The organism is Streptomyces tubercidicus (assembly GCF_027497495.1).
GTDB classification, from domain to species: domain Bacteria; phylum Actinomycetota; class Actinomycetes; order Streptomycetales; family Streptomycetaceae; genus Streptomyces; species Streptomyces tubercidicus.
Window position 1 is genome coordinate 7,001,825 of record NZ_CP114205.1, and the last position, 22,290, is coordinate 7,024,114.

Sequence of the window (22,290 nt, forward strand, 5' to 3'; positions counted from 1 at the left end):
GTCCCGGAAGCTCAGATTCCGGCCCGCTCCTGCCATAGCCGGGGCAGCGATGCGTCGCCGGTGACGGTCAGCGCGTCCCACGGCAGCCGGTTCCACAGCGCGAGATACAGCTCCTCGGCCGGGCCCTCGATCGTGCAGTCGGCAGGCTTCGCGGCGTCCGGCCCGTCGGCGTCCGGGGCGGTGCGTACGGTCTGCGGCGGGGCGTCGGAGAGGCGCACGGTCCAGTCGGCGCCGCGAGCGTTCGTCGCCCGCAGCCGCAGCGTCCGCGGGGTGTCCGTACGGACCCGGCTGCGGTCGCGGGCGTGAAAGCCCGTCAGGAGTTCATCGATCCCGTCGGCGGCGAAGGCGGACGGGAGGGGGGTGAGGGAGGCGCCGGCCGCCTGCTGGGCGTCCGCGCGGTGCACCGACGTCTCGTGCGCCTGCCGCCGTGCCCAGAACGCCAGCGGGGACGGGGCGGGCAGGAACGTCCAGGCGGCCAGGTCCTGCGGCGCGGAGTGCAGCGCCAGGACGAGGTGGTGATGGCCCTCGCGCAGCCACGGCACGAGTTCGTCATCGGCCAGATCCGGGGCCTCGGAGGGGCGGCTGGGCTGCTGCCCGCCCTGCGTCACGAACTCCGTCGCCCAGCGGTGCGTCCGTCCCACATGGGTGACCAGATCCCGCATCTGCCAGTCGGGACAGGCCGGAATCCGGGCGTCCGGCCCCGCCTCCTGCGCGGCATCGGCGAGCAGGCCCCCGTCCAGTCGCAGCGTTTCGACGAATTCAGTGATCTCCATGCCCCGAGTGTGCCAGTCGGCACTGACAAGGAACCCGCGCGGGTCGGACGGCGACGGTGCGTCCCGTGGATCCGTGCCCGTACCGCACCGAAGTGCTCCACAACTGCCGTTTTGGACCGCCGCCCAGGGCCATGACCAGCAGAAACACCGCATATCTGGCGGCGGCCGCAAGGGCGGATCGGAGGTGGCGGGGGCGGACGCGGATCGGTGGGGACGGGGTCCCGGTGCCGCGCCCGGTACCGCCATTTTTGTTTAGCCTCGGCACAAAGCCAGAATGGGGAGGTGACCCAGACTCGGACAACCAGGCTGGAACGGGGCCGCGGCGCCCTCGGACCCGCACTGGAGCTCGTACACACCGGCCGCGCGCCCACCCGCGCCGTCCTGACCTCCGAACTCGGCGTGACCCGCGCGACCGCGGGGGCGGTGGCCGCCGAACTCGAAGCGCTCGGACTGATCACCGTCGACTCCCGGCCGACCGCCTCGGCCGGCTCCCAGGGGCGGCCGTCCCACCGGCTGTTCGTCGCCGAGCGCGGACCGGTCGTGCTCGCCGCGCAGATCCACGCGGACGGGTTCCGGGTCGCGCTGGTCGGTCTCGGGGGCCGCATCGTGGCGACCACGACCGGCTGCGGCGCCATCCCCGCCGACCCGGCGCAGGTGCTCGCCGAAGTCGTCGCGGCGGGCGCGGACCTGCTGCGCGAGACCGGGCGGCGCTGTCTCGGCGCCGGTTTGGCGGTGCCCTCCGCGGTCGCCGAACCGGACGGCGAGGCCCTCAAGCCGATGCATCTCGCCTGGCCTTCGGGCGCCCCCGTACGCGCCCTCTTCCTGCGCTCGCTCGCCGAGGCGGGCATCCCGGGAGTCACCGAGCAGATCGGCTTCAGCGGTAACGACGTCAACCTCATGGCGCTCGCCGAACACCGCCACGGGGCCGGCCGGGGCGCCCGTGACCTGCTCTGTGTGGCCTCCGGTCACCGGGGCGTCGGCGGGGCGCTGGTGCTCGACGGCCGCCTGCACAGCGGCAGTTCGGGCCTGGCGCTGGAGGTCGGCCATCTGACCGTCCACCCCGAGGGGGCGCCCTGCCACTGCGGCAGCCGCGGCTGCCTGGACGTCGAGGCGGACCCGCTCGCCTTCCTCGGCGCCGCAGGCCGCGAACCGGGCCCCGAAGGCTCCCTGCTCCAACAGGCCGCCGATCTGCTGCGCGACGAGTACACCGACCCGGGCGTCCGCGCCGCCGCCGACCTCCTCATCGACCGCCTCGGGCTCGGCCTCGCCGGACTCGCCAACATCCTCAACCCCGACCGCATCGTCCTCGGCGGACTGCACCGCTCCCTGCTGGAGGCCGACCCGGAACGGCTGCGCGCGGTGGTCGCCGACCGCAGTCTGTGGGGCCGCAGCGGCGGGGTGCCGATCCTGCCCTGCAGCCTCGACCACAACAGCCTGGTCGGCGCGGCCGAACTGGCCTGGCAGCCGGTGCTGGATGATCCGTTGGTGGTTCTCGAACGGTAGGGGGAGTCCGGCGGCAGGGGGAGGGCATGGACGGGACGAGGAGCCTAGGCTGCGCTCATGATTCCCGAAGTGGTCGCGCGCAGTCCGTACGTCAGCCTGGTCACCTACCGCGGGAACGGGACACCGGTGGCCACCCCCGTATGGGCGGTGGCCGAAGGGGCGGAACTCCTGGTGTGGACGCGGGACGACAGCTGGAAGGTGAAGCGGCTGCGGAATGACGCCCGGGTGACCGTCACCCCGTGCGATGTGCGCGGCCGGATCGCCGAGGGCGCCCGGACCGTCGAGGGCACCGGACGGCTCCTGGAGGGTGCCGACGGGCTGGGGCGGGTACGCAAGGCGATGGCGCGCAAATACGGGCTGCGATTCCGGCTGATGGACAGCGTCGGCGCGCTGGTACGCGGCGGCAAACGGCCGCATGTGGGGATCTCGGTCACCCTGTAGGCGCCCAGTCGGCGGCGAAGGCGTGGGCCGGGTTGGCCGTCAGGAACCGGGCCACCAGGTCCTTGCCCAGGGTGCGTGCCAGTCGCTCCCGGTGGCGGCCCAGCAGATACGGCATCCCGGGGCCGCCGTTGACCGATCGGGCGGCGGCCGTGGTGGTGTCGCCGCCCAGCAGGATCCGGTCACCGAAGCCCGCGTCGGCGAGCGCCGCCAGCGCCTCGGGCAGCCGCCAGTCCGTCGCATGATGGGCCCGTGAGGGGCCGTCGAAGGCCAGATACGCCCCGGCCTCGGCGGCGGTCCGGTGGACGACGAGGTCCGGCGAGCGGTTGAGATGGCCGAGGATCACCCGGTCCGGCGGGACCGCCAAGGTGCCGCAGAGCAGGTCGAGTACGTCCAGCGCCCCGGTGCCCAGCTCCAGGTGGACGCCGATGGCGGCGCCGGTCGCCCGCTGGGCCTCGGCGGCGGCCGCCATGGTGTGCCGGGCATGCCGGTCCAGTCCGTGGAAGCCGCCGGCGACCTTGATCATCCCGGCCCGGGGGCCGGTGCCGCCGATCCCCTCGGTCAACTCGGTGACGAACAGCCCGGCCAGATCGCCATGGACCCGCGCCAGCAGCTCGGGGGAGTAGTGCGCCGCCTGGTGCAGACCGGTGGCGGCGACGATCCGTACGCCCGATTCCCGTGCCAGCCGCGGCAGTTCGGCGGCGCGGCGGCCCATGCCGTACGGCGTCCACTGGATCACCGCGGCGCCGCCGGCCGCGCGAAAGGCATTCAGCTCGGCGGCCGCCGCCTCGGCGTCAGCCAGTTCCTGGCCCGGGAGTTGGGGGCTGCGCAGGAAGAGATGGTCATGTGCGTTGCAGACGCCGAGACCGGTGGGCCCGATATCACCGAGGACCGTACGGACCGAGCGGGCCGTATGCATGGCAGGGGCGGCGGGCCCGTCCGAGGGGGCGCGGTTCACCACTGCCGCCCGGTGCCGAGGCGGTCGGTGCCCGGGGCGGACAGATGCAGCACCTGGTAGCGGTCGCCCGCGGCCTCCGGGGCGCCGTCCGCCCAGAGGGTGAAGTGGACCAGTTCCCAGTGCCGTGGATCGAGGGCCAGCACGGTGGTGTGGACACCGTCCGTCGTGGCCAACTCCTCGTGTCCGGCGATCGCCTGCGCGATGACGGTGGCGGCGTCGGCGTCCTCGGCGAGCGTCGCGGTCCGCCGGGTGAAGGTCCGGGGGAGCGCGCCGGCGGCCGGGCCGGGGCGGTGGAACAGCCCCTGCCAGTGCTGGACGGCGGGCCGTCCGAAGTCGCGGACCACACCGCGGAATCCGTCCCCGAGCAGGAAGCGGTTCATGGCCTCCGGGTCAGCCCAGAGGTAAAACGGCGCGTACTGGTTGACCGGTGCGCCATCGACCCCGCGCTCCCGGATTCCGTACGCCTTCAGGCCGAGCCCGGCGAAGTCGTCCAGGAGGTGGCCTTTGGTCCGGACACGGCGCCGGATGATCTCCATGTCGTAGTCGGCGGGCAGGGTGAGGGTGTACTGCATGGCGTGCATGACGGGCTCCGTACGGATGGGGGAGGGGCTCAGCCGGTGGTGGCGGCGGTGGCGGTGCCGGGCGTGCGCTGTGCCGCGAGCAGCGCCAGTACGCCCTGAACGGCGGCGTCGAAGGGGGCGGGGTCTTCGGCCGCGCGGGCCAGGACATAGCCGCCCTGGACGACGGCCGCCACGGCCGCGGCACCGGCCGCCGGATCCAGCCCGTCGGCCAGCTCGCCACGGCGCTGCCCCTCGGCGAGAACCTCGGTGATCCGGCCCTGGAGCCAGCCGAACAGCTCGTCCAGCGGCCGCCGAAGCTCCGGGCTGTGCACCACATCGCGGTCCTGCGTCATCCGGCCGATCGGGCAGCCACGCAGCACCCGCCGCTCACGCAGCAGATACGCCGAGACGCGGTCGTACGCCGTGCCCGGGGCGCCCAGGCACTCCTCGGCGCTCTGCCTCAGCTCCTCCGCGCTGCGCCGGATCGCCGCCAGCGCGAGCTCCGACTTGCCCGCGAAGTGGTGATACATGCTCCCCTGGCCGACGCCCGCGCGCTCCAGGATCGCCTTGGGGCTGGTGCCGACATAGCCCCGCTCCCACAGCAGCTCCTGGGTGCTCCGGATGAGCCGTTCTTGTGTGCCGCGGGGTTGCTCTGTGCCGCGAGGTTCCTGAGTGCCCATGGTGCCACTGTACATACTAGTAGTTACAGAGATCGAGGGGAGGCGGGCGGCGGGCGGCGGGCGCGTGAGGGGGTGGGGGTTGGCTGGCGCTCGGGTGGCCGGTGGCCGGTGGCCGGGGGCCGGGGCGGCTGGGGCGGCCGGGAGCAGTCTTTGGCGCCCCGTCTACTTCCCGCGTCGTACGGGCAGAGCCGCTGGCGGTACGACGACCGGCGGACGCCGAAGCGCGAGTCTCGAAGCAGACCGGAAGTACCCGGTTCGCCCGGACCGGAAAGGACCGGGAGACCTCTGCCTCACCGAGGAGCTGATTGCGATGTTCGAGCTTGCCGACCCCTGGTCGGGCGGCGGCCCCGGCCCCTGGATCCTGTTCGTGCCCGTCCTCTGGGCGCTGGTCATCGTCGGCGTGATGACACTGCTGCGCCGCACCGTATGGCGCCACGGCGGGCCCGGCCGCCAGTTCCAGGGATCGCAGTACCCCGCCCGTGCCGACACGCCCTCACCCCTCGCCGTCCTCGGCCGCCGCTTCGCCGCGGGGGAGATCGACGAGGAGGAGTACTGGCGCCGCCTCTCCGTCCTGGAGGAACACTTCGCCACAGGCCCCAAGGGGGGCGCGGCATAAGCCGCCGGAGGCCCGGACCGCCGTGCCCGCCGACAGCCCATCAGCCCACCCTGGTGCCCCGTATCCGGATGTGCGACCCGGCCACCGTACGGGCGTCCTCCATCGGCACGGCCTCCCCGTAGCCACGGACCGTACAAGCCTCCTCGGGCGCCGTGGTCAGGGCCGGAAGGGTGAACCACACGACCTTGCCGCTGCCGTCCGGGCGCACCCCCCAGCTCTCGCTGAGCGCCGCGATCAGCGCCAGGCCGCGGCCACAGGTCTCCCAGCTCTCGGCGACCCGGATCCGGGGCAGCCGGGGGTCCTCGTCGTGCACCGAGACCGTCAACTGGTCGAGAAGAACGCACAGTTCCACGGTGCAGTGCTTGCTGGGGCGGGCGTGTCGGTGCACATTGGCGAGGAGTTCGGTCACCCCGAGCGCCGCCGGGTCTATCACGGCGTCGAGACGCCAGTACCGCAGCTGGGCGGAGACGATTCTGCGCACATGTCCGATGCGAGCCGGAACGGCTTGGAGCTCCACCGTGCAGTGCCTGCTGGGCTGCCTGATCACGACCGCGACTCCCTGATGAGGCCGGGCGCCCCTCGTACCGGGCAGGGGCGAAGATCGGATCCAGCGATGCCGACTGCGCCACAGCGTCACCGCTGGTGAACCCTCAGTGATACGAGTCCAGGGTCAGACAGCCACAGCGCTCCCGCAACCGCACCCCCACGGCCGGAGCAGCCCGTCAGGGGTGCGGTGGGCGCGCCGCCTCCAGGGCCTTGAAGAAGAGCTCCGGGGTGCCGAGCGTGAGCGAGTAGCGGTGCCCGTTGAGCGTGGCAAGCGCCCGGTCCCGCGCCGCGAACAGCGGTTTATGGGCCTGTACGGCCTGCAACGGGGCGCTGTCGATCTCCGTGCCGTAGCTGGTCAGCAGCGCCAGCCTGCCGTCGCTGATGACGACCTGGCCGGCGCGGGTCAGGGACCGCAGCCACCGCTCGATCCGTACGCCGGTCGCGTTGAACTCAGGCTCCGCCATGCCGGCACCTCCTCGGTAGACGGGCAGCTGCCCTCCACCGCCCCTTGGGGGAAGTCTGCCGGTACCGCGCCCGGCGCACCAGTGGCACCGGCGCACAGTGCGGTCAACGACCCTGCCCCATGGCCGCCTTGGGGTATCCCAAAGTGATGTTTATGCAGGTGAGAAGGGTGCGGCGGGTGGTTATAGTCGGAAGCGGCCCGCCCTTTTCCACGGGCCGTCCGACCCCCGGAGGAGCGCGCCGGTGAGCACCGCACAGCAGCCGCAGAGCCGGCCTGACCACCAGGCCGCGACCGAAGCCCCGATGCCGACCGTCGACATCGACCGTACGGATCCGGACTACCGAAGCTGGCTCAATGAAGCCGTCCGCAAGGTTCAGGCGGACGCCAACCGGACCGCCGACACCCATCTGCTGCGCTTCCCGCTGCCCGAGAGCTGGGGCATCGACCTCTACCTCAAGGACGAGTCGACGCACCCCACCGGGAGCCTCAAGCACCGGCTGGCCCGCTCCCTGTTCCTCTACGGGCTGTGCAACGGCTGGATCCGCCCCGGCAAGCCGGTCATCGAGTCCTCCAGCGGCTCCACGGCCGTCTCCGAGGCGTACTTCGCCTCCCTCATCGGCGTGCCGTTCATCGCGGTGATGCCGGCCACCACCAGCCCGGAGAAGACCCGGCTGATCGAGTTCCACGGCGGCACCTGTCATCTGGTGAAGGATCCGCGGACCGTCTACGAGGTCTCCGCCCGTCTCGCCGCCGAGTCCGGCGGCCACTACATGGACCAGTTCACCTACGCGGAACGAGCCACCGACTGGCGCGGCAACAACAACATCGCCGAGTCGATCTACCAGCAGCTGCGGCTCGAACGCTATCCCGAGCCCGCCTGGATCGTGGCGACCGCGGGTACCGGCGGCACCTCGGCGACCATCGCCCGCTATGTCCACTACATGCAGTACGACACCCGCATCTGCGTCCCCGACCCGGAGAACTCCTGCTTCTTCGACGGCTGGCGCACCGGTGACGCCAAGACCGACTGTGCCACTGCCTCGCGTATCGAGGGCATCGGGCGGCCGCGGATGGAACCGAGCTTCGTGCCCGGCGCCATCGACCGGATGATGAAGGTCCCGGATGCTGCCAGCATCGCCGCCGTACGCGCCCTGGAGACCGCGATAGGGCGCAAGGCGGGCGGTTCGACCGGTACCGGGCTGTGGAGCGCCCTGAAGATCGTCGCCGAGATGGTCGCCGAAGGTCGTACGGGATCCGTCGTCACCCTGCTGTGCGACCCCGGCGACCGCTACCTCGACAAGTACTACTCCGACGCCTGGCTGGCCTCCCAGGGGCTGGACATCACGCCCTACGCGCGCACCCTCGACGAGTTCCTGGCCACCGGCGCTTGGCCCGCCTGACCCCCCCCGGCGAGATCCAGCGGGCAGGTTCAGGGCCGGGTGAGCCTGCGGTCCAGGGCCCGCGCCGACTCCCGGAAGGCGCGGCCCAGACCCGGCCTGGCCAGCGTCAGCAGAAGCCGGAACGGCGCCGGGCCGTCCGCCGCGAACGTCCACCGCAGCCGGGTGCCGCCGCCCGACGGCGTCAGCCGCCAGTCCTCCAACAGGGCCCGCAGGCCGGGGGCGTTGGTGGTGTCGACACGGTAGGCGTAGCGCGCGTCGGGCTCGGCCGCCAGCACCGTCTCGGTGAAGCGGGTGCCACCGGTCAGCCGGACCTCCCGGCCCGCGCCGCCCTGCGTCGACGCCGACCGCGCCACGCCCGTGAACCAGCACGACCAGCCGGCCACATCGTCCGCCAGCGCCGCATACACCGCCTTCGGCGGCGCGCTGACCTCCGCGGCGAACACCAGCCGCAGCGGGGCGGACTCGACGAAGTCGAGTTCCACGGGGCGGAGTCGGCGTGCCATGGGACGAGCACCCCCTATGGGACGGTCGGCTGGTCTGCGCGGCTCACCATAGCTAACGATCCGTCAGATGTCTGCGCCGTCCGGCTGCTCGCCCGCCACCACCAGCTCCGGCGGCAGCTCCGCGAACTCCCTGCGGGCCTCCACGGGCAGCCCGGAATCCGTCACCAGCACATCCACCTCGTCCAGAGAGGCGAACGAACTCAGGCCGACCGTGCCCCACTTGGTGTGGTCGGCGACCACCACCACCCGCCGCGCGGACCGTACGAAATGCCGGTTGGTCTCCGCCTCCGCCAGATTCGGCGTCGACAGACCCGCCTCGACGGATATGCCGTGCACCCCGAGGAAGACCACATCGAAGTGCAGCGACCGGATCGCGGCATCCGCCACCGGGCCCACCAAGGTGTCCGACGGTGTCCGCACTCCACCCGTCAGCACCACCGTCGCGGCGCCCGCGCGCGGTCCCGTGCCGCCGCTGGCCGCCGCCCGCTGCGCGGTGTAGAACACATCGGCCACCCGCACCGAATTCGTCACCACCGTCAGATCCGGCACCTCCAGCAGCTGCTGGGCCAGCGCGAACGCGGTCGTGCCGCCCGCCAGCGCGATCGCGCTGCCCGGCGCCGCCATCTCGGCCGCCGCCTTGGCGATGTCCTCCTTGGCGCTCAGCTCCAGCCCGGACTTCGCCTCGAAACCGGGCTCATGCGCACTCGGCTCGCTGACCGGCACCGCGCCGCCGTGCACCTTCTCCACCATGCCCTGCCGGGCCAGCGCGTCCAGATCGCGACGGACCGTCATGTCCGACACGTTCAGCTTGCGGGTCAGCTCATTGACCCGCACCCCGCCCCGCCGCCTGACCTCATCGAGAATCAGGGCCCGCCGCTGCTCCGCGAGGAGATTCTGGTTGTCGCTCACCCCGGCCCGTCCCTTCCACCCCGGCTCGCTCTGCCGGGTCGTACGCGCTGGCTGCCGCCTGCGATCACTGATGCCCTCATCCTCGCACGAGGCACTGACAGTGACGGGGTTGTCGGGTGAGACGGGGTGTGGGGGTGTGCCTGGCGGGTTGAGGGTGGGCTTGGGGGAGGGCGGGTTGGGGTGCTTTCGGGCCTGGCCCGTGCCCGCCGCGTCCGCCGGACCTGGCCGCGACCGCGTTGTGCCCGCCGGGTCTCGTCGCGCCCGCCGGGTCTCGTCGCGCCCGCCGGGTCTCGCCGTGCCCGCCGCCGCGCCTGGCCGTACTCGCCGCCGCGCCCGGCCGTACCCGCCGCCGCGCCCGGCCGTACCCGCCTCCGGTTGCTCCCCCGCCCCCTCCCCCTCTCCCCCTTCGGGGGAGGGGGCGGGGGGTGGGTTCGGGGGTGGGGGGACGCGTACGCGACAGCGGAAGCGGAAGCTCCCCCGAAGCGGAAGCTCCCCCGAAGCGGAAGCGCAAGCTCCGCCGGAACGACGCCCCGAGAGGGTGCTGGATGTGCCGGGGCGGGGAAGAGAGAATTCTGGGGGCGTCGCACCGCTCGGCGGCGCCGCATGGACTACGGGGGAATTCAGTGGAGACCGCGGACCCGACACCGCACGCCCGGTCAACGGACCGTGGCAGCACAGCAGATGGGCCACCGGACACCGCACCACAGCTCTCCCTGGAGCTGCTGGTGCACGGGGTCGGCGGCACCACCGCCCAGGAGATGCTCGGTGACCCACGCGTCCAGTTGATCACCGGCGACGACACCGCCGCCTGCTACCGCCGCACCGACGACGCGGACGCCGAGCAACGGCCCGACGACTACCGGGGCGAGCCGGTCCGCGAGGCGTACTGCTGGTCCAACCTCACCTCGGGCAACGGCGCCCGCGCCCTGTGGCTGGTCCTGGTGCCCTTCATGGTCGCCAACCTCGCCCACTGGATGCGCCCGGCCGCCCCGTCCGAGCACCCGGCCCAGCGGATCTACGACCTGCTCGTCCGCATCCTGGCGCTCACCCTCACGGTCCTGCTCGCCGCCGCGGCCTGTGAGGTCGCCCTGGACCTCACCGCCTGGCAGTGCGCCGGCACCACCGTCTGCGCCTCCGGCAAGTCCTGGATGGGCTTCCTCAGCCCCGACAATTCCGGCTGGTGGAGCGCCCCGGGCCGCCGCCTCGCGCTCGCCTCCATGGTGCCGCTGCTCGTCATCGGCTTCCTGTGGTGGCTCTCGCGCCGTACGTGGAGCGCGTACGAATCCGCCTCACCGCCGCCGCGGCTGCCCGGCACCTCCCGGGACACCCCGGCCGCCGAGCGCACCGCGCTCAGCCGTGAGGGCTTCTGGTACGGCCGCCGGCTGGTCGCCAGGCTGCGTGCCGCGCACACCACGGCCGGGGTGCTGACCATCGCCGCCGTGCTGCTCGCCGCCGCGGCGAAGGCCGACCGGGGCGATGGCGGCGGCAGCGTCCTCGCGGTCACCGGCCGGGCCCTGACCGCCCTGGTCATCGTGCTCGCCGCCGTCACCCTGGTGGTGGTCTGGCGCACCGCCCGCAGCGAGGGCGCACCGGACGTCGCCTCGGACCACCTGGTCGTACGGGCGCTGCCGTTCGCCTCCCTGGGGGTGCTGGCGCTGACCATGCTGCACACCGGCTGGGCGCGCCCCGGTGCGCACAGCCACGGCCCGCTGCCCGGCGCCGCCGCCTTCGGCGGGATCGCCGTCTTCCAGGGCGTGCTGGTCCTGGCGCTGGCGGTGACGGCTTGGGTCCTGCAGCGCGCCGCCCGTGACGACGCCCGCACCGCGCTGCGCGGTATGGGCGGGCCCGCCGTGGCGCTGCTGGCCTGTGCGGTCGGCGGGGTGCTGTCGGGGGGCGTCGCCCAGCGCTTCGCGGACTGGCTGGACGGTGGCGCGACTCCCGGTCAGGCGCACGCCCCCATCCCCGGGCCGCCGGTCCTGCTGTCCTGGCAGGCGTCGGTCATCCCCGTGCTGCTGGTCGTCGTCGCCGTGGTCGCGGTGCTCGCCGCGGTCCGGGTGGTGATCGTCGGGAACCGGGTGGCCAAGGACATCCCCGGGCTCTACGACCCGCGCGAGCAGCCCGACGCGAGCCGCACGAAGCGCATCGCCGCGACCATCGCCGGGGCCGGACTCACCGACTCCGCGCCCGTTCTGATCGCGGCCACCTCGGCCGTCACCCTCGTCCTCGGGGCCGGTGCGGTGATCGGCGCCTGGCTCACCGGCCGGGCGCCGGGCCGGGCCACCGAAGGGGCGCCGCCCGTCGTGCACGCCGCCGCCGAGACCGCGGAGTCCCTGGGGTCCTGGCTGATGGGCGCCGGGGTCATACTGCTGATCACGGCGGGCCGACGCGCCTACCGCGATCACTCCGCCCGCCGCACCATCGGCATCCTGTGGGACGTCGGCACGTTCTGGCCCCGTGCCGCCCACCCCTTCGCACCGCCCTGTTATGCCGAGCGCGCCGTCCCCGACCTCACCTGGCGGATGGCCACCTGGACCGAGCGGTTCGACGGCCGGCTGGTGCTCTCCGGGCACTCCCAGGGCAGTGTGCTGGCGGCCGCCGCGGTCTGGCAGCTGGATCTGGTCACCCGCAGCCGCATCGCCCTGCTCACGTACGGCAGCCCCCTGGAGCGTCTCTATGGGCGCTGGTTCCCCGCCTTCTTCGGGCCGCCCGCGCTGACCGGGCTGCACCGCGAGATGGACGACTGGCGCAATCTGTGGCGCTTCACCGACCCCATCGGCGGCCCGATCCGGCTCACCTGTGAGGACGGCCGGCGGATCGACCAGGGACCGCTGCGCGACCCGCTCTCCTTCGGCCGCACCCTGCAGAACCCGCTGCCCGCCCAGATCCTGGGCCACAGCGACTACCACGCCGACCCGGTGTTCGGCACGGTCCGCGCCGAACTGATCGCCCGGCTCAGCCCGGACCTGCCGGGTCAGCGGCCCGCGAAGAACGGTCCGAACGGCCCTCCCGCTCAGGGGAGTTCGGGCAGATCGTCCGCGTAGAGGAGGGTCAGGTCGTCGGTGCTCGGGTCGGTCAGCTGGGACACCCGGCCCGCGTGCCGCTCGACCATCGCCTCGAATGTCTGCCGTGCGGTACGGCCGTTGCCGAAGGAGGGACCCTTGGGCAACGCGGTGAAGTACTTCAGCAGCGCCTCGCCGGCCCCCTCGGCGAGGTGGTACTCATGCTCCTCACCCTGCTGCTCAACGATCCGCAGCAGCTCCTCGGGCGCGTAGTCACCAAAGGTGATGGTCCGCGAGAAACGGGATGCCACACCGGGGTTGACGGCAAGGAACCGCGCCATCTCGGCGGTGTAGCCCGCCACGATCACCACCACCGCCTCCCGGTGGTCCTCCATCAGCTTCACCAGGGTGTCGATGGCCTCCTTCCCGAAGTCCCGTCCGGAGTCCTCGGGGGAGAGGGCGTACGCCTCATCGATGAACAGCACCCCGCCGCGCGCCCGGTCGAATGCCTCCTGGGTACGGATCGCCGTCGAGCCGATGTGCTCGCCCACCAGGTCCACCCGGGACACCTCGACCAGATGACCGCGCTCCAACACCCCCAAGGACGCCAGGATTTCGCCGTACAGCCGGGCCACGGTCGTCTTGCCGGTACCGGGGGAGCCGGTGAAGACGAGGTGGCGGCGCACCGACGCGGCCTTCAGCCCCGCCTCCTGGCGCCGCCGTCCCACCTCGATCATGTTGATCAGGCTGCGCACCTCACGCTTGACGCTCTCCAGCCCCACGAGGGTGTCCAGCTCGCCCAGCACCTCGTCGGAGGGCCGGTTGCCGGTGTCCGGCTCCGCGACGGCCGGCGCGGGCGCTGCCGGTGGCGGGCCCTGCGCGGGGACGTTGCCCAGCAGCCCGGCCGTCTGGGTCAGCTGCGCCACCGCGGGTGCCGTCGCCGCGGCGGCCAGTGCCTGCACGGCACGGCTCTCGTCGCTGGTGCAGTCCTGCACCGTCGGCCCGTCGCCCTGCCCGGCCCCGCCCTCGGCGAACTCGTAGCCGCCGCGGGCACACCGCTCCGTACGGCACCGCGTCAGCGTCGTACGGCACCCGTCGATCACATGGAAGCCGAAGCCGGAACTCCCGGTGACCCGGCAGCCCTGGAAGGTGCCGCGGCCCTCCGCGGAGACATAGAACCCGGCCTCGGTGGGCGAACTGACCGTGCAGCTCTCGATGGTGGGGTCCGCGCCCTTGGTGACGATCACGCCGGTCTGCGCACCGTCGATGGTGCAGTTGGCGAGCGTGCCACCACTGCCGTGGTCCCGGAACCAGGCGCCCGTGGCGGCCTCCCGGATCCGGCAGTCGTCCAGCTGCACGGTCGCCCCGTCGCTCACCGACACCGCGGTGTTGCGGACCTGCGCGATATCGGAGTCGACGACATCGGCGCGGGAGCCCCGGTCCAGGACGAACAGCGCGTCCGGGACGTCATGCACCCGGGTCGAGTCCAGTACGGCGGTGGCGCCGTCGCTCACCCACACCGCCGGGTAGTCGCCCGTACTGTCGTGGATCTCGCACTGGTTGGCGTCCACCCGGGTGCCCGGGTCCCAGACGGACAGCCCGTTGCGCCCGAAGTGCCGCACCGTGCTGCGGGTCAGCGTCAGCACCGAACGGGAGCGCAGATCGACGGCGTTCTCCGGGATGTCGTGGATATCGCAGTCGGCGAGGGTGAGCACCGCATCGGTGTCCAGGGTGACGCCGTCGGCGGAGGTGCGGTGGACCGTGCAGTCGGTGAAATGCCCGGTGGCGCGCGAGGCGACCTGGATGCCCGCGCCCTTGATCTCGTACAGCTCGCAGCCCACCGCCTCGACCGCGCTGCCCTCGCCGTGCAGCGACAGCCCGGCACCCGAGGCGTGATGGATCCGGCAGTGCTCCAGCCGGGGGTGGGCCCCGCCGCGCACCGCCACACCGGCCTGCCCGGCGGCCATCACCTCGCACTCCTCGAAGACGCCGCCGGCGCCGTCCAGGACGCTGATGCCCACCCCGCCCGCGTTGTCGACCGTGCAGCGGCGCACCGTGGGGCGGGCGCCGCCACGGACCTCGATACCGGACGCGGACCGGGTCACCACACGCAGCCCGATCAGCTCCGGGGCGCCGTCCTCGACCAGCAGCGCGGGCGCCGCCGAGTCCGTCGCTTCCAGATGCAGATCGTGGACGGTGGCCGAGGCGCGTATGGTCAGCGCCACTCCGTCGGCCGGGGCGATCCGCACCGAACCACGGGCCCCGTCCGGGCCGCGCAGGGTCACCGCGCGCACCAGCACCAGATTCTCGCGGTAGGTACCGGCCGGGACGGTCAGCACATCACCGTCCCCGGCGGCCTCCAGGGCGGCGGCGAGCGAGCTGTACTCCCCTGTACGGCGTCGCCAACGGGACGTTCCGGAGTGCGTCACCTGGACCGAGCCCTGTGCCATGGCGCTGTCGTGCCCCCACTTCGTGCGGCTGTTGTCGGCCCGGCACCATCCGTCCGCGGATGTCCGTATTCCGGTCTGCGAGGCCCCAGCCGAGAGGCTGGCGCCACCACCGTAGCGCGCCGGGCGGGCGGTAGTTGACAGGGTCAGCAGCTTCCCGGGGCAGGCTCTCAGCTGCCCGTGTCGGCCCGTCCCCAGTCCTGTCCCGCGCGCTTCCACTCCTGGTCCCAGTGGCGGAAACGACGCACCATCAACTGCCAGACGATCATGCGCCGGGCGCCCTCGATCATCATGCCGACCCCGGCAGTGGCACCCAGCCCGGCCAGCACGGCGTGGGTGGCGGCCGTACTGGCGTCCATCGGCCGCGGCACCACCCGGCCCCGGTCATCCGTCCAGATCCGGAACCGCTCACCGGTCTCCACCGGACGGGGCGCGGCGAGCTGCCCGAGGTGCGCGCTGCCGTCCCGGGCCGTCCAGCGGCCGAGGACCCGGCGGTGCGAGTCGCGGTGCGAGGAGGTCTCCGGATCGGGGTCGAGCGGGGCCCGTGAGAGCAGCCGGTCGACCGTGACCCACACCAGATGCCGCTGCTGGTGCTGGACCCGTACGGTCTCCAGCAGTGCGCCCTGCGCGGTCCGGCCGGTGAGCCAGCCCGCGGAGGTCGAGCCGAGGGCGATCAGAAGGGCCGCGATGAGCGCCACCCACGCCTCGATCCGATCGGTCCGGCGCCGCAGCGGGTTGCGCCGCCAGCGCCATACGCCTCGCATCGCTCGCATCGTTGCCCCCTCTCCGTGTCCGTGAATACCGCATCAGGGGTGGTCTGCGCGAGAGTTCTGCGAAGAGAGAGCAACATCGCCGCGTACAAAACGCAACATCCGGGCGTACGGTGCGGGCCCCGGGAGCGGGCGCCGAGCCCGCCCGGACCGGCCGCTTGTGCCGTCGGCGCGGCCGTACGGTCGGCGTCACCACGGCGCCCGTCGCGCCCGTCAGCCGAGTATCTCGAACGGGTCGCCGATGCGGATCGTGCCGACCCCACGGGGAATCAGATTCTGGCCGAAGATCAGCCCGTCACCGAAGCGGCGATGGCGGGCGAGCGTCCGCAGTGGTTCCTTGCCGCGCTCGGCGGTGTGCTGGTCGGAGGTCGTGACCACACAGCGCGAGCAGGGCTTGACCACCTCGAATTCCACCGCGCCGATACGGACCCGGTGCCAGTCGTCCTCCGCCCAGGGCGCGGTGCCGTCCACGACCACATTGGGCCGGAAGCGGTCCATGGGCAGCGGCCCCTCGTCGGCGTGATCGCCCTGCGCGATAAGCGAGTTGAGGGCGTTCAGCGACGCGGTGGTCGTCAGCAGCAGCGGGTAGCCGTCGGCGAAACTGACCGTGTCGCCGGGCTCGGAGTACGCCGGGTCGATCGGCCGGCGCCTCTCCGGGGCGTCGAGATACACCAGCCGGCACTCGATGCCCAGATACCCGCGGAACCACTCGGCCGCCTCCGGGCCCGCGGGCACCGCCTCGACCTCGTCCTTCCAGACTTCGACCGGGACCGTCTCCCCGGAGGCGGGCACCGCGACCGTCAACGGCTCCCTCCCGGGCGCGGTCAGCCCGAGGCCACCGCCCGGCAGCTCCTCGGCGCGCGCCAATGCCAGCGTCCGCTGCTGTCGTTGGGTGAGCTGTCTGCCCTCGGCATCCACCAGCAGCCAGCGTCGGTCCCCGGCGAGCCCCCACGGCTCCACGACCGCCTCGCCGGGACCGGACCCCGCAATGGATTTGACCGGGTAGAGATGGATCGACTGGAGCACAGGCATGGGCATGGCTCCATCCTGCCAGCCGCCTCGGACAGTTGACCGATCGCCGGGATCAGTACCCGCGCGGGTACTGGCGGCCGTACGGGTCGTCGTAGGGCGAGGCGGGGCGCGGCGCGACCGGGGCGGCCGGGCGCATCGCCTCGTACCCCGTGCCCATGGGCGGGCGCTGGGGCTGCTGCTGTTGCGGGGCCGGGTAGCCGCGGGTGCCCGCCTGCTGCGGGATGTACGGCTGCGGAGCCTGCTGCAGCGGGGCGACCGGCTGCGCGGCCGCGCCCGGATAACCCTGCGGCGAGGGGTGGGAAGGTGCGGCCGGAAGTGCCGGCAGCGCCGAGGGCAGCGCCGGCAAATAGGACGAACCCGTTTCGTAAGGGGCGGGGTTCACCCGGATCGGGGCGATCTGCGGTGTACCGCGCTCTGCGACGAGGCTGTCGTAGATCGGGGTGTCCGGGAAGGGAGGCGAAGCGTAGTAGCCGCCGCCGTAGGTAGAGCGGGGGGAGGTCATACCTCATAAGTTAAGCCCACGATGTGCCGATTGGGGAGTCTGGCAAGACTGTTGTTTTGCGTGTTCGGAGTGGCCATGGCGCGCCAATGGGAGCGAACTTGTGGAAATCGGTCGCGATCGCCCGTAGGGATCGTGTAAAGACCTCGCTTCTCGCGGGTGAACAAGGGGCGTTCGGCACGGCGGGGGACGAGTAGGTTGGGGGTGCCACCACCGAGGGGCACGGCGGACGAGAGGAAGCGCGGCGATGTCGATGCTCAAGGGCAGCAATGTGCCGGTTCCGGCCCCGGCGGTACGGGTGGAACTCGGCTGGCAGGCGGCCCCCGGAGCACCGGACGTGGACGCCTCCGCCCTGCTGCTGGTGTCCGGAAAGGTCCGCGACGACGGAGACTTCGTCTTCTACAACCAGGCCGCGCACGCCTCCGGCGCCGTACGCCATGAAGGCAAGCGCCCGGCCGGCGGCGCCATGACCGACTGCCTCGCCGTCGATCTGGCGGCCGTCGAGCCCGCCGTCGACAAGGTAGTGCTCGCCGCCTCCGCCGACGGCGGCAGCTTCGGCGGCGTCCCGGGACTGCACATCCGGGTGCTGGATGCCGCGGGCGGCGCCGAGCTGGCCCGCTTCGACAGTCAGGACGCCGGCACCGAGACCGCCTTCGTCCTCGGCGAGCTCTACCGGCGGCAGGGCGCCTGGAAGTTCCGTGCGGTGGGGCAGGGCTACGACACCGGGCTCGCCGGGCTGGCCACCGACTTCGGCATCAGCGTCGAGGAGGTCGAGGAACCGGCGGCGCCGCAGGCCCCGGCTCCGGTCCCCGCCGCGCCCGCTCCGCCGCCCTCCGCGCCCCCGGCCATGGCGCCCGCGCCCCCGGCCATGGCGCCCGCGCCCCCGGCCATGGCGCCCGCCCCTCCGATGGCGCCGCCGCCCCCGGCCCCCGCGCCCCCGCCCGTTCGTCTGACGAAAGTCACCCTCACGAAGGATGCCCCGGCCGTCTCCCTGACGAAGCAGGGCGGCACCTCCGGCGCGATGCGGGTGAACCTCAACTGGACCGGCGGCTCGGCCGGCAAACGGCTGGGCAAGAAACTCGGCCGCAAGGCGATGGAGGCCATGGGCGCGCGCGGCGCGCTGCTGCCGTCGTCCGGGGAACTCGACCTCGACCTGTGCGCGCTCTACCAACTCACCGACGGCGCCGCGGGCGTGGTCCATCCGCTGGGCGGCAACTTCGGCGCCCTGCACGCCCCGCCGTACATCCAGCTCGACGGTGACGACCGCACCGGCGCCGTCGCGGCGGGCGAGAACATGACCATCAACCTCGACCACCAGGAGCGCATCAAGCGCATCCTGATCTTCGTCACCGTCTACGCCGGCGCCCGCAGCTTCGCGGGGCTGAACGCCACGGTCACCCTCCAGCCCCAGCACGGCGCCCCCGTCGACTTCACCCTGGACGCCTGCACGGTGCCCTCCAACGTCTGCGCGCTGGCGCTGATCACCAACACCGGCAGCGAACTCGTCGTCCAGCGCGAGGCCCGCTACCTCGTCCCCGCCCCCGGCGTCAGCCCGCAGCGCACCGTCGACCAGGCATACGGCTGGGGTCTGGACTGGTCACCGGCCCGTAAGTGACGGCGGCAGCGGGGGCGCCACTCAGGGCGCCGGGTACGTCCGGCCCTTCCAGGCCGCACCGCGCCCCCGGTAGTGCTGCACCGCCGAGTCCACCGTCATCAGCAGATAGAGCAGGGCGGTGAACGGCAGCAGCGGCGCCGCCCACAGCGGCTGCCCGTAGTAGCGCAGCATCGGCAGATAGGTCCCGCTCATCACCGCCCAGGCCGCCCCGCCCAGCGCCGCGAGCACCGGACCGCCGCCGGCCAGTCCGGCCACCAGCGCGACGGGCGGCGCCAGATACACCAGCGCGAGGCCCAGGACCGTACCGAGCAGCAGCAGGGGCCGGTGCCGCAGCTGGGCGTACGCGCTGCGCGAGACCATCCGCCACAGCTCGGCGGGCCGCGGATACGGCCGCACGCTGTCCACCCGGTCCGCCAGCCCCAGCCAGATCCGCCCGCCGCCGCGCTTGACCGCCCGCGCCAGCGTCACATCGTCGATCACCGCGCCCCGGATCGCCTCCGGGATGCCCGCCCGCTCCGCTGCCTCCCGCCGCAGCAGCACACAGCCCCCGGCCGCGGCCGCGGTCCGCGCCCCGGGCCGGTTGACCCACCGGAAGGGATACAGCTGCCCGAAGAAGTAGACGAACGCCGGCACGATCAGCCGCTCCCAGAACGTCACCACCCGCAGCCGCGCCATCTGCGAGACCAGGTCCAGCTCCGCCGAACGGGCCGCCGCCACCAACTCCCGCAGACTGTCCGGCTCGTGCGCGATATCCGCGTCGGTCAGCAGCAGATACTCCGGCGCGCTGCGCTCCCGCGCCAGCGCGATCCCGTGCCGTACGGCCCACAGCTTCCCCGTCCACCCCGGCTCGGGCTCGCCGGGCGAGGACACCGTCAGCGGCAGCCCGCCCCGCGCGGCCGCCAGTTGCCGGGCCACCGCGCCGGTCCCGTCCGTACTGCCGTCGTCGACCAGGAACACCTCCGCCCGGCCCGGGTACTTCTGGCCGAGCAGCGACGGCAGGCTGTCCGGCAGCACCGCGGCCTCGTCCCGCGCCGGGACCACCACCCCGACCGACGGCCAGCGCTCCGGATCCCGGCGGTCCGGCAGCCGTACGTCCGTCCGCCAGAAGAAGCCCTGCCCCAGCAGCAGCCACACCCAGGCCAGCAGGGACCCGGCACCGATCCACTCCATCGCTCCCACGGTCGCAGTCTGCCGCACCGCACCCGGCCCGCGGCGGCGCTCGACACGGTGTCGGAACGGGCGGAAAGGGGCGGAGGAAGGAGTGCAGAGGCAGGGAAGGGACGGGCGGCCGCGGCCGGTTTCGTCCCGCCCGGTATGACAAGCCCGACGAGCGGCTGAGTAAAGTGTCCGGGTGAAGATCGCGCTGATGGACTCCGGGACCGGGCTGCTCGCGGCGGCCGCCGCCATGCGGCGACTGCGGCCGGACGCCGATCTGGTCCTCTCCTCCGACCCCGACGGTATGCCGTGGGGGCCCCGCACCCCCGACGATGTCACCGACCGGGCGCTGGCCGTGGCCCGCTCGGCGGCCGCGCACGGCCCCGACGCCCTGATCGTCGCCTGCAACACCGCATCCGTGCATGCGCTGCCCGCCCTCCGCGCCGAACTGGAACCGCAGATCCCGGTCATCGGCACCGTCCCGGCGATCAAGCCCGCCGCGGCCGGCGGCGGCCCCGTCGCCATCTGGGCGACCCCCGCCACCACCGGCAGCCCCTACCAGCGGGATCTGATCGACCGGTTCGGGAGCGGGGTGGAGGTCACCGGTGTGCCCTGCCCGGGACTCGCCGACGCGGTCCAGGCCGCCGACGAGCCCGCGATCGACGCCGCCGTCGCGGCCGCCGCCGATCTCACCCCACGGGACGTGCGGACCGTCGTCCTGGGCTGCACCCACTACGAGCTGGTCGCCGAACGCATCCGGGCCGCCCTCCAGCAGCCCGGCGCCCCCGCGCTCGTCCTGCACGGTTCCGCCGAGGCGGTCGCCGCCCAGGCGCTGCGCCGTATCGGTGCCGAACCGGCCCCCGCGGCCGCCCCGACCGGCGCCCTCAGCGTGATCCTCAGCGGCCGCCCCGCCGGACTGCCGGCCGAGGCGCTCGCCTACGCCGAGGGCCGGCTGCTCGCCCGGAGCCGTACGGACCTCGCGCCGGGCGCCACCGAACCGGTCGCCGCAGTGGCCGACGAGACCGCCGCGGCGGCCCGGCGCTGACGCCACCCGTGACGTAGCTCATGACGTCACCCATGGCGTCGCCCGTTGCGCAACCCGGGCGGGAAAGGGGCCGTTCGACGCACTGCCATGGGGTGCGAAGACGCGTACGCTGCGTCTCATGAGGGACCACCCCCACGAGGGGGCAGCAGCCCCCGGTAACCACGGCAGTACCGACGGCGACGACAGCGGAGCGCGCCCCGCCGGCGGCTCCCATGCCGAGATCCCCGAGGTCTGGCACGGCAGCGCCACCAACCGCATCCAGTGGCTGCTGGCCGCGATCGGTGCGGCCTGTCTGGCGCTGGGCATCCTGCTCGCCGTCGAGAGCAACTGGACCTCGGGGCGAGCGCCCCTGGTGATGTCGGTGGTCGGCTGTGTCGCGGCCGGCCTGCTGGTGCTCTTCGGCACGCTCGCGTTCGTCCATGTCGCGGTGCGCGTCGACAAGGAATGCCTGGAGGTGCGGTGCGGCCATATAGGGGTGCCACGCCGCCGGATTCCGCTGGACACCGTCGTCGGCGCCGATTTCACCCCCCAGGTCACGCCCCGCCACTGGGGCGGCTGGGGCTACCGCTGGCGCCCCGAGCAGGGCACGGCCGTAGTGGTCCGGCGGGGCGAGGGGGTGGTGCTCCAGCTGGGCGACGGGATGACCTTCACCGTCACCGTCGATGATGCCGAGGGCGCCGTCCGCGCGATCCGCGGTCGGCTGCGGCCGCGCGAGGGGACCCCGGCGGGGACCTGAGGGGCGCGCGCCGGCGGGTGTGTGCGGCGCGCGTACTCCGCCACGTGGCGGGCCGGGTACGTCCCGTAGGGTCGGACCATGGCAACCCCCGACTTCATCCGTGACCTCCGGAACTCCATCGGCCGGCAGCTCCTCTGGCTGCCCGGGGTGAGCGCGGTCGTCTTCGATGACCAGGGCCGTGTCCTGCTGGGCAAGCGGGTCGACACCGGCGGCTGGTCGGTGATCGGAGGCATCCCCGAGCCCGGCGAGCAGCCCGCCGAGACCGCCGTACGGGAGGTCTACGAGGAGACCGCCGTACGGGTCGTCCCCGAGGGCATCGTGCTCGTCGAGACCATGCCGCCCACCCACTACCCCAATGGCGATGTCTGCCAGTTCATGGACGTGACCCTGCGCTGCCGGGCAGTTGGCGGTGCGGCGCAGGTCAATGACGATGAGTCGCTGGAGGTGGGCTGGTTCGCCTTGGACGCCCTGCCGCAGCTTGAGGAGTACGCCCTGACCCGTATCAAGCGGGCGCTGGAGGCCGGGCCGACGTGGTTCCAGGGGATGGAACAGGAGTCGGCGGGTCCGGATCTCGAAGCCTGAGCGCCCGGAGCCTGAGTGCCCTGGCGGATGCCTTCAGGGGCTCAGGCTTCGGAGTTCCGGC

Annotated in this window: 22 protein-coding genes; 9 read left to right on the forward strand and 13 right to left on the reverse strand. The window is 73.1% G+C overall.

Annotation, left to right across the window (positions count from 1 at the left end):
- Positions 1 to 11: 11 nt before the first annotated feature.
- Positions 12 to 773: a maleylpyruvate isomerase family mycothiol-dependent enzyme gene (locus tag STRTU_RS30600; RefSeq protein ID WP_159748179.1), complete on the reverse strand. Its 762-nt coding sequence runs from the start codon at positions 771 to 773 to the stop codon at positions 12 to 14.
- Between the two features lie 282 nt (positions 774 to 1,055).
- Here STRTU_RS30600 and STRTU_RS30605 point away from each other — a divergent pair, with 282 nt between their 5' ends.
- Positions 1,056 to 2,276 (forward strand): ROK family protein, encoded by a 1,221-nt coding sequence (locus STRTU_RS30605; protein WP_159748181.1) that lies wholly within the window; start codon positions 1,056 to 1,058, stop codon positions 2,274 to 2,276.
- A 57-nt stretch (positions 2,277 to 2,333) separates the two neighbouring features.
- Positions 2,334 to 2,717 carry a PPOX class F420-dependent oxidoreductase gene (locus STRTU_RS30610; RefSeq protein ID WP_159748183.1) on the forward strand — a complete coding sequence of 128 codons (384 nt, stop codon included), beginning with the start codon at positions 2,334 to 2,336 and terminating at the stop codon, positions 2,715 to 2,717.
- Here STRTU_RS30610 and STRTU_RS30615 read toward each other — a convergent pair.
- From STRTU_RS30615 to STRTU_RS30625, 3 genes are read right to left on the reverse strand one after another with little or no spacing between them, the layout of a single operon-like run.
- Positions 2,707 to 3,633 carry a phosphotriesterase family protein gene (locus tag STRTU_RS30615; protein ID WP_159749721.1) on the reverse strand — a complete coding sequence of 309 codons (927 nt, stop codon included), beginning with the start codon at positions 3,631 to 3,633 and terminating at the stop codon, positions 2,707 to 2,709. The genes STRTU_RS30610 and STRTU_RS30615 overlap by 11 nt on opposite strands.
- 35 nt (positions 3,634 to 3,668) lie before the next feature.
- Complete coding sequence (locus STRTU_RS30620) at positions 3,669 to 4,253, reverse strand: DUF4865 family protein (RefSeq protein ID WP_159748185.1); 585 nt, start codon at positions 4,251 to 4,253, stop codon at positions 3,669 to 3,671.
- A 29-nt stretch (positions 4,254 to 4,282) separates the two neighbouring features.
- Positions 4,283 to 4,912, reverse strand: coding sequence for a TetR/AcrR family transcriptional regulator (locus STRTU_RS30625; protein WP_246241528.1), 630 nt, complete (start codon positions 4,910 to 4,912; stop codon positions 4,283 to 4,285).
- 310 nt (positions 4,913 to 5,222) lie between these two features.
- On the opposite strand from STRTU_RS30625, the gene STRTU_RS30630 reads away from it, so the two are divergent.
- Positions 5,223 to 5,528, forward strand: a complete 306-nt coding sequence (locus STRTU_RS30630) for an SHOCT domain-containing protein (RefSeq protein ID WP_159748189.1) — start codon at positions 5,223 to 5,225, stop codon at positions 5,526 to 5,528.
- Between the two features lie 40 nt (positions 5,529 to 5,568).
- Here the strand turns inward: STRTU_RS30630 and STRTU_RS30635 are convergent, their stop codons facing one another.
- Positions 5,569 to 6,075, reverse strand: a complete 507-nt coding sequence (locus tag STRTU_RS30635; RefSeq protein WP_246241529.1) for an ATP-binding protein — start codon at positions 6,073 to 6,075, stop codon at positions 5,569 to 5,571.
- A gap of 175 nt (positions 6,076 to 6,250) precedes the next feature.
- A complete protein-coding gene (locus tag STRTU_RS30640) occupies positions 6,251 to 6,538 on the reverse strand; it encodes a hypothetical protein (protein ID WP_109888330.1) in 288 nt (95 codons plus the stop codon).
- Between the two features lie 301 nt (positions 6,539 to 6,839).
- Between STRTU_RS30640 and STRTU_RS30645 the strand changes: the two genes are divergently transcribed.
- Positions 6,840 to 7,937: a PLP-dependent cysteine synthase family protein gene (locus tag STRTU_RS30645; RefSeq protein ID WP_159749725.1), complete on the forward strand. Its 1,098-nt coding sequence runs from the start codon at positions 6,840 to 6,842 to the stop codon at positions 7,935 to 7,937.
- A gap of 29 nt (positions 7,938 to 7,966) precedes the next feature.
- Here the strand turns inward: STRTU_RS30645 and STRTU_RS30650 are convergent, their stop codons facing one another.
- A complete protein-coding gene (locus tag STRTU_RS30650; protein WP_159748191.1) occupies positions 7,967 to 8,440 on the reverse strand; it encodes an SRPBCC family protein in 474 nt (157 codons plus the stop codon).
- A 63-nt stretch (positions 8,441 to 8,503) separates the two neighbouring features.
- Positions 8,504 to 9,349 carry a DeoR/GlpR family DNA-binding transcription regulator gene (locus STRTU_RS30655; protein WP_159748193.1) on the reverse strand — a complete coding sequence of 282 codons (846 nt, stop codon included), beginning with the start codon at positions 9,347 to 9,349 and terminating at the stop codon, positions 8,504 to 8,506.
- A gap of 623 nt (positions 9,350 to 9,972) precedes the next feature.
- Between STRTU_RS30655 and STRTU_RS30660 the strand changes: the two genes are divergently transcribed.
- Positions 9,973 to 12,390, forward strand: a complete 2,418-nt coding sequence (locus STRTU_RS30660; RefSeq protein ID WP_174879002.1) for a hypothetical protein — start codon at positions 9,973 to 9,975, stop codon at positions 12,388 to 12,390.
- Here STRTU_RS30660 and STRTU_RS30665 read toward each other — a convergent pair.
- From STRTU_RS30665 to STRTU_RS30680, 4 genes are all read right to left on the reverse strand, one after another.
- Positions 12,360 to 14,798: a right-handed parallel beta-helix repeat-containing protein gene (locus tag STRTU_RS30665; protein ID WP_159748195.1), complete on the reverse strand. Its 2,439-nt coding sequence runs from the start codon at positions 14,796 to 14,798 to the stop codon at positions 12,360 to 12,362. The genes STRTU_RS30660 and STRTU_RS30665 overlap by 31 nt on opposite strands.
- A gap of 167 nt (positions 14,799 to 14,965) precedes the next feature.
- Complete coding sequence (locus STRTU_RS30670) at positions 14,966 to 15,568, reverse strand: Rv1733c family protein (RefSeq protein ID WP_443098482.1); 603 nt, start codon at positions 15,566 to 15,568, stop codon at positions 14,966 to 14,968.
- 210 nt (positions 15,569 to 15,778) lie between these two features.
- Positions 15,779 to 16,603 carry an MOSC domain-containing protein gene (locus STRTU_RS30675; protein ID WP_159748197.1) on the reverse strand — a complete coding sequence of 275 codons (825 nt, stop codon included), beginning with the start codon at positions 16,601 to 16,603 and terminating at the stop codon, positions 15,779 to 15,781.
- Between the two features lie 46 nt (positions 16,604 to 16,649).
- The gene (locus STRTU_RS30680) at positions 16,650 to 17,099 is read right to left on the reverse strand and encodes a DUF6643 family protein (RefSeq protein WP_159748199.1); all 450 of its coding nucleotides are present in this window, start codon (positions 17,097 to 17,099) and stop codon (positions 16,650 to 16,652) included.
- Positions 17,100 to 17,343: 244 nt separating this feature from the next.
- On the opposite strand from STRTU_RS30680, the gene STRTU_RS30685 reads away from it, so the two are divergent.
- Positions 17,344 to 18,711, forward strand: a complete 1,368-nt coding sequence (locus STRTU_RS30685; protein WP_159748201.1) for a TerD family protein — start codon at positions 17,344 to 17,346, stop codon at positions 18,709 to 18,711.
- A gap of 21 nt (positions 18,712 to 18,732) precedes the next feature.
- Here the strand turns inward: STRTU_RS30685 and STRTU_RS30690 are convergent, their stop codons facing one another.
- On the reverse strand, positions 18,733 to 19,881 hold the full coding sequence (locus STRTU_RS30690; RefSeq protein WP_159749731.1) for a glycosyltransferase: 1,149 nt from the start codon (positions 19,879 to 19,881) through the stop codon (positions 18,733 to 18,735).
- A gap of 181 nt (positions 19,882 to 20,062) precedes the next feature.
- Between STRTU_RS30690 and STRTU_RS30695 the strand changes: the two genes are divergently transcribed.
- The 3 genes from STRTU_RS30695 to STRTU_RS30705 all read left to right on the forward strand — a co-directional run bounded on the left by STRTU_RS30695 (position 20,063) and on the right by STRTU_RS30705 (position 22,229).
- Positions 20,063 to 20,911, forward strand: coding sequence for a glutamate racemase (locus STRTU_RS30695; protein ID WP_159748203.1), 849 nt, complete (start codon positions 20,063 to 20,065; stop codon positions 20,909 to 20,911).
- Between the two features lie 118 nt (positions 20,912 to 21,029).
- The gene (locus STRTU_RS30700; protein WP_174879003.1) at positions 21,030 to 21,647 is read left to right on the forward strand and encodes a hypothetical protein; all 618 of its coding nucleotides are present in this window, start codon (positions 21,030 to 21,032) and stop codon (positions 21,645 to 21,647) included.
- Between the two features lie 78 nt (positions 21,648 to 21,725).
- The gene (locus STRTU_RS30705; protein ID WP_159748205.1) at positions 21,726 to 22,229 is read left to right on the forward strand and encodes an NUDIX hydrolase; all 504 of its coding nucleotides are present in this window, start codon (positions 21,726 to 21,728) and stop codon (positions 22,227 to 22,229) included.
- Positions 22,230 to 22,290 lie beyond the last annotated feature (61 nt).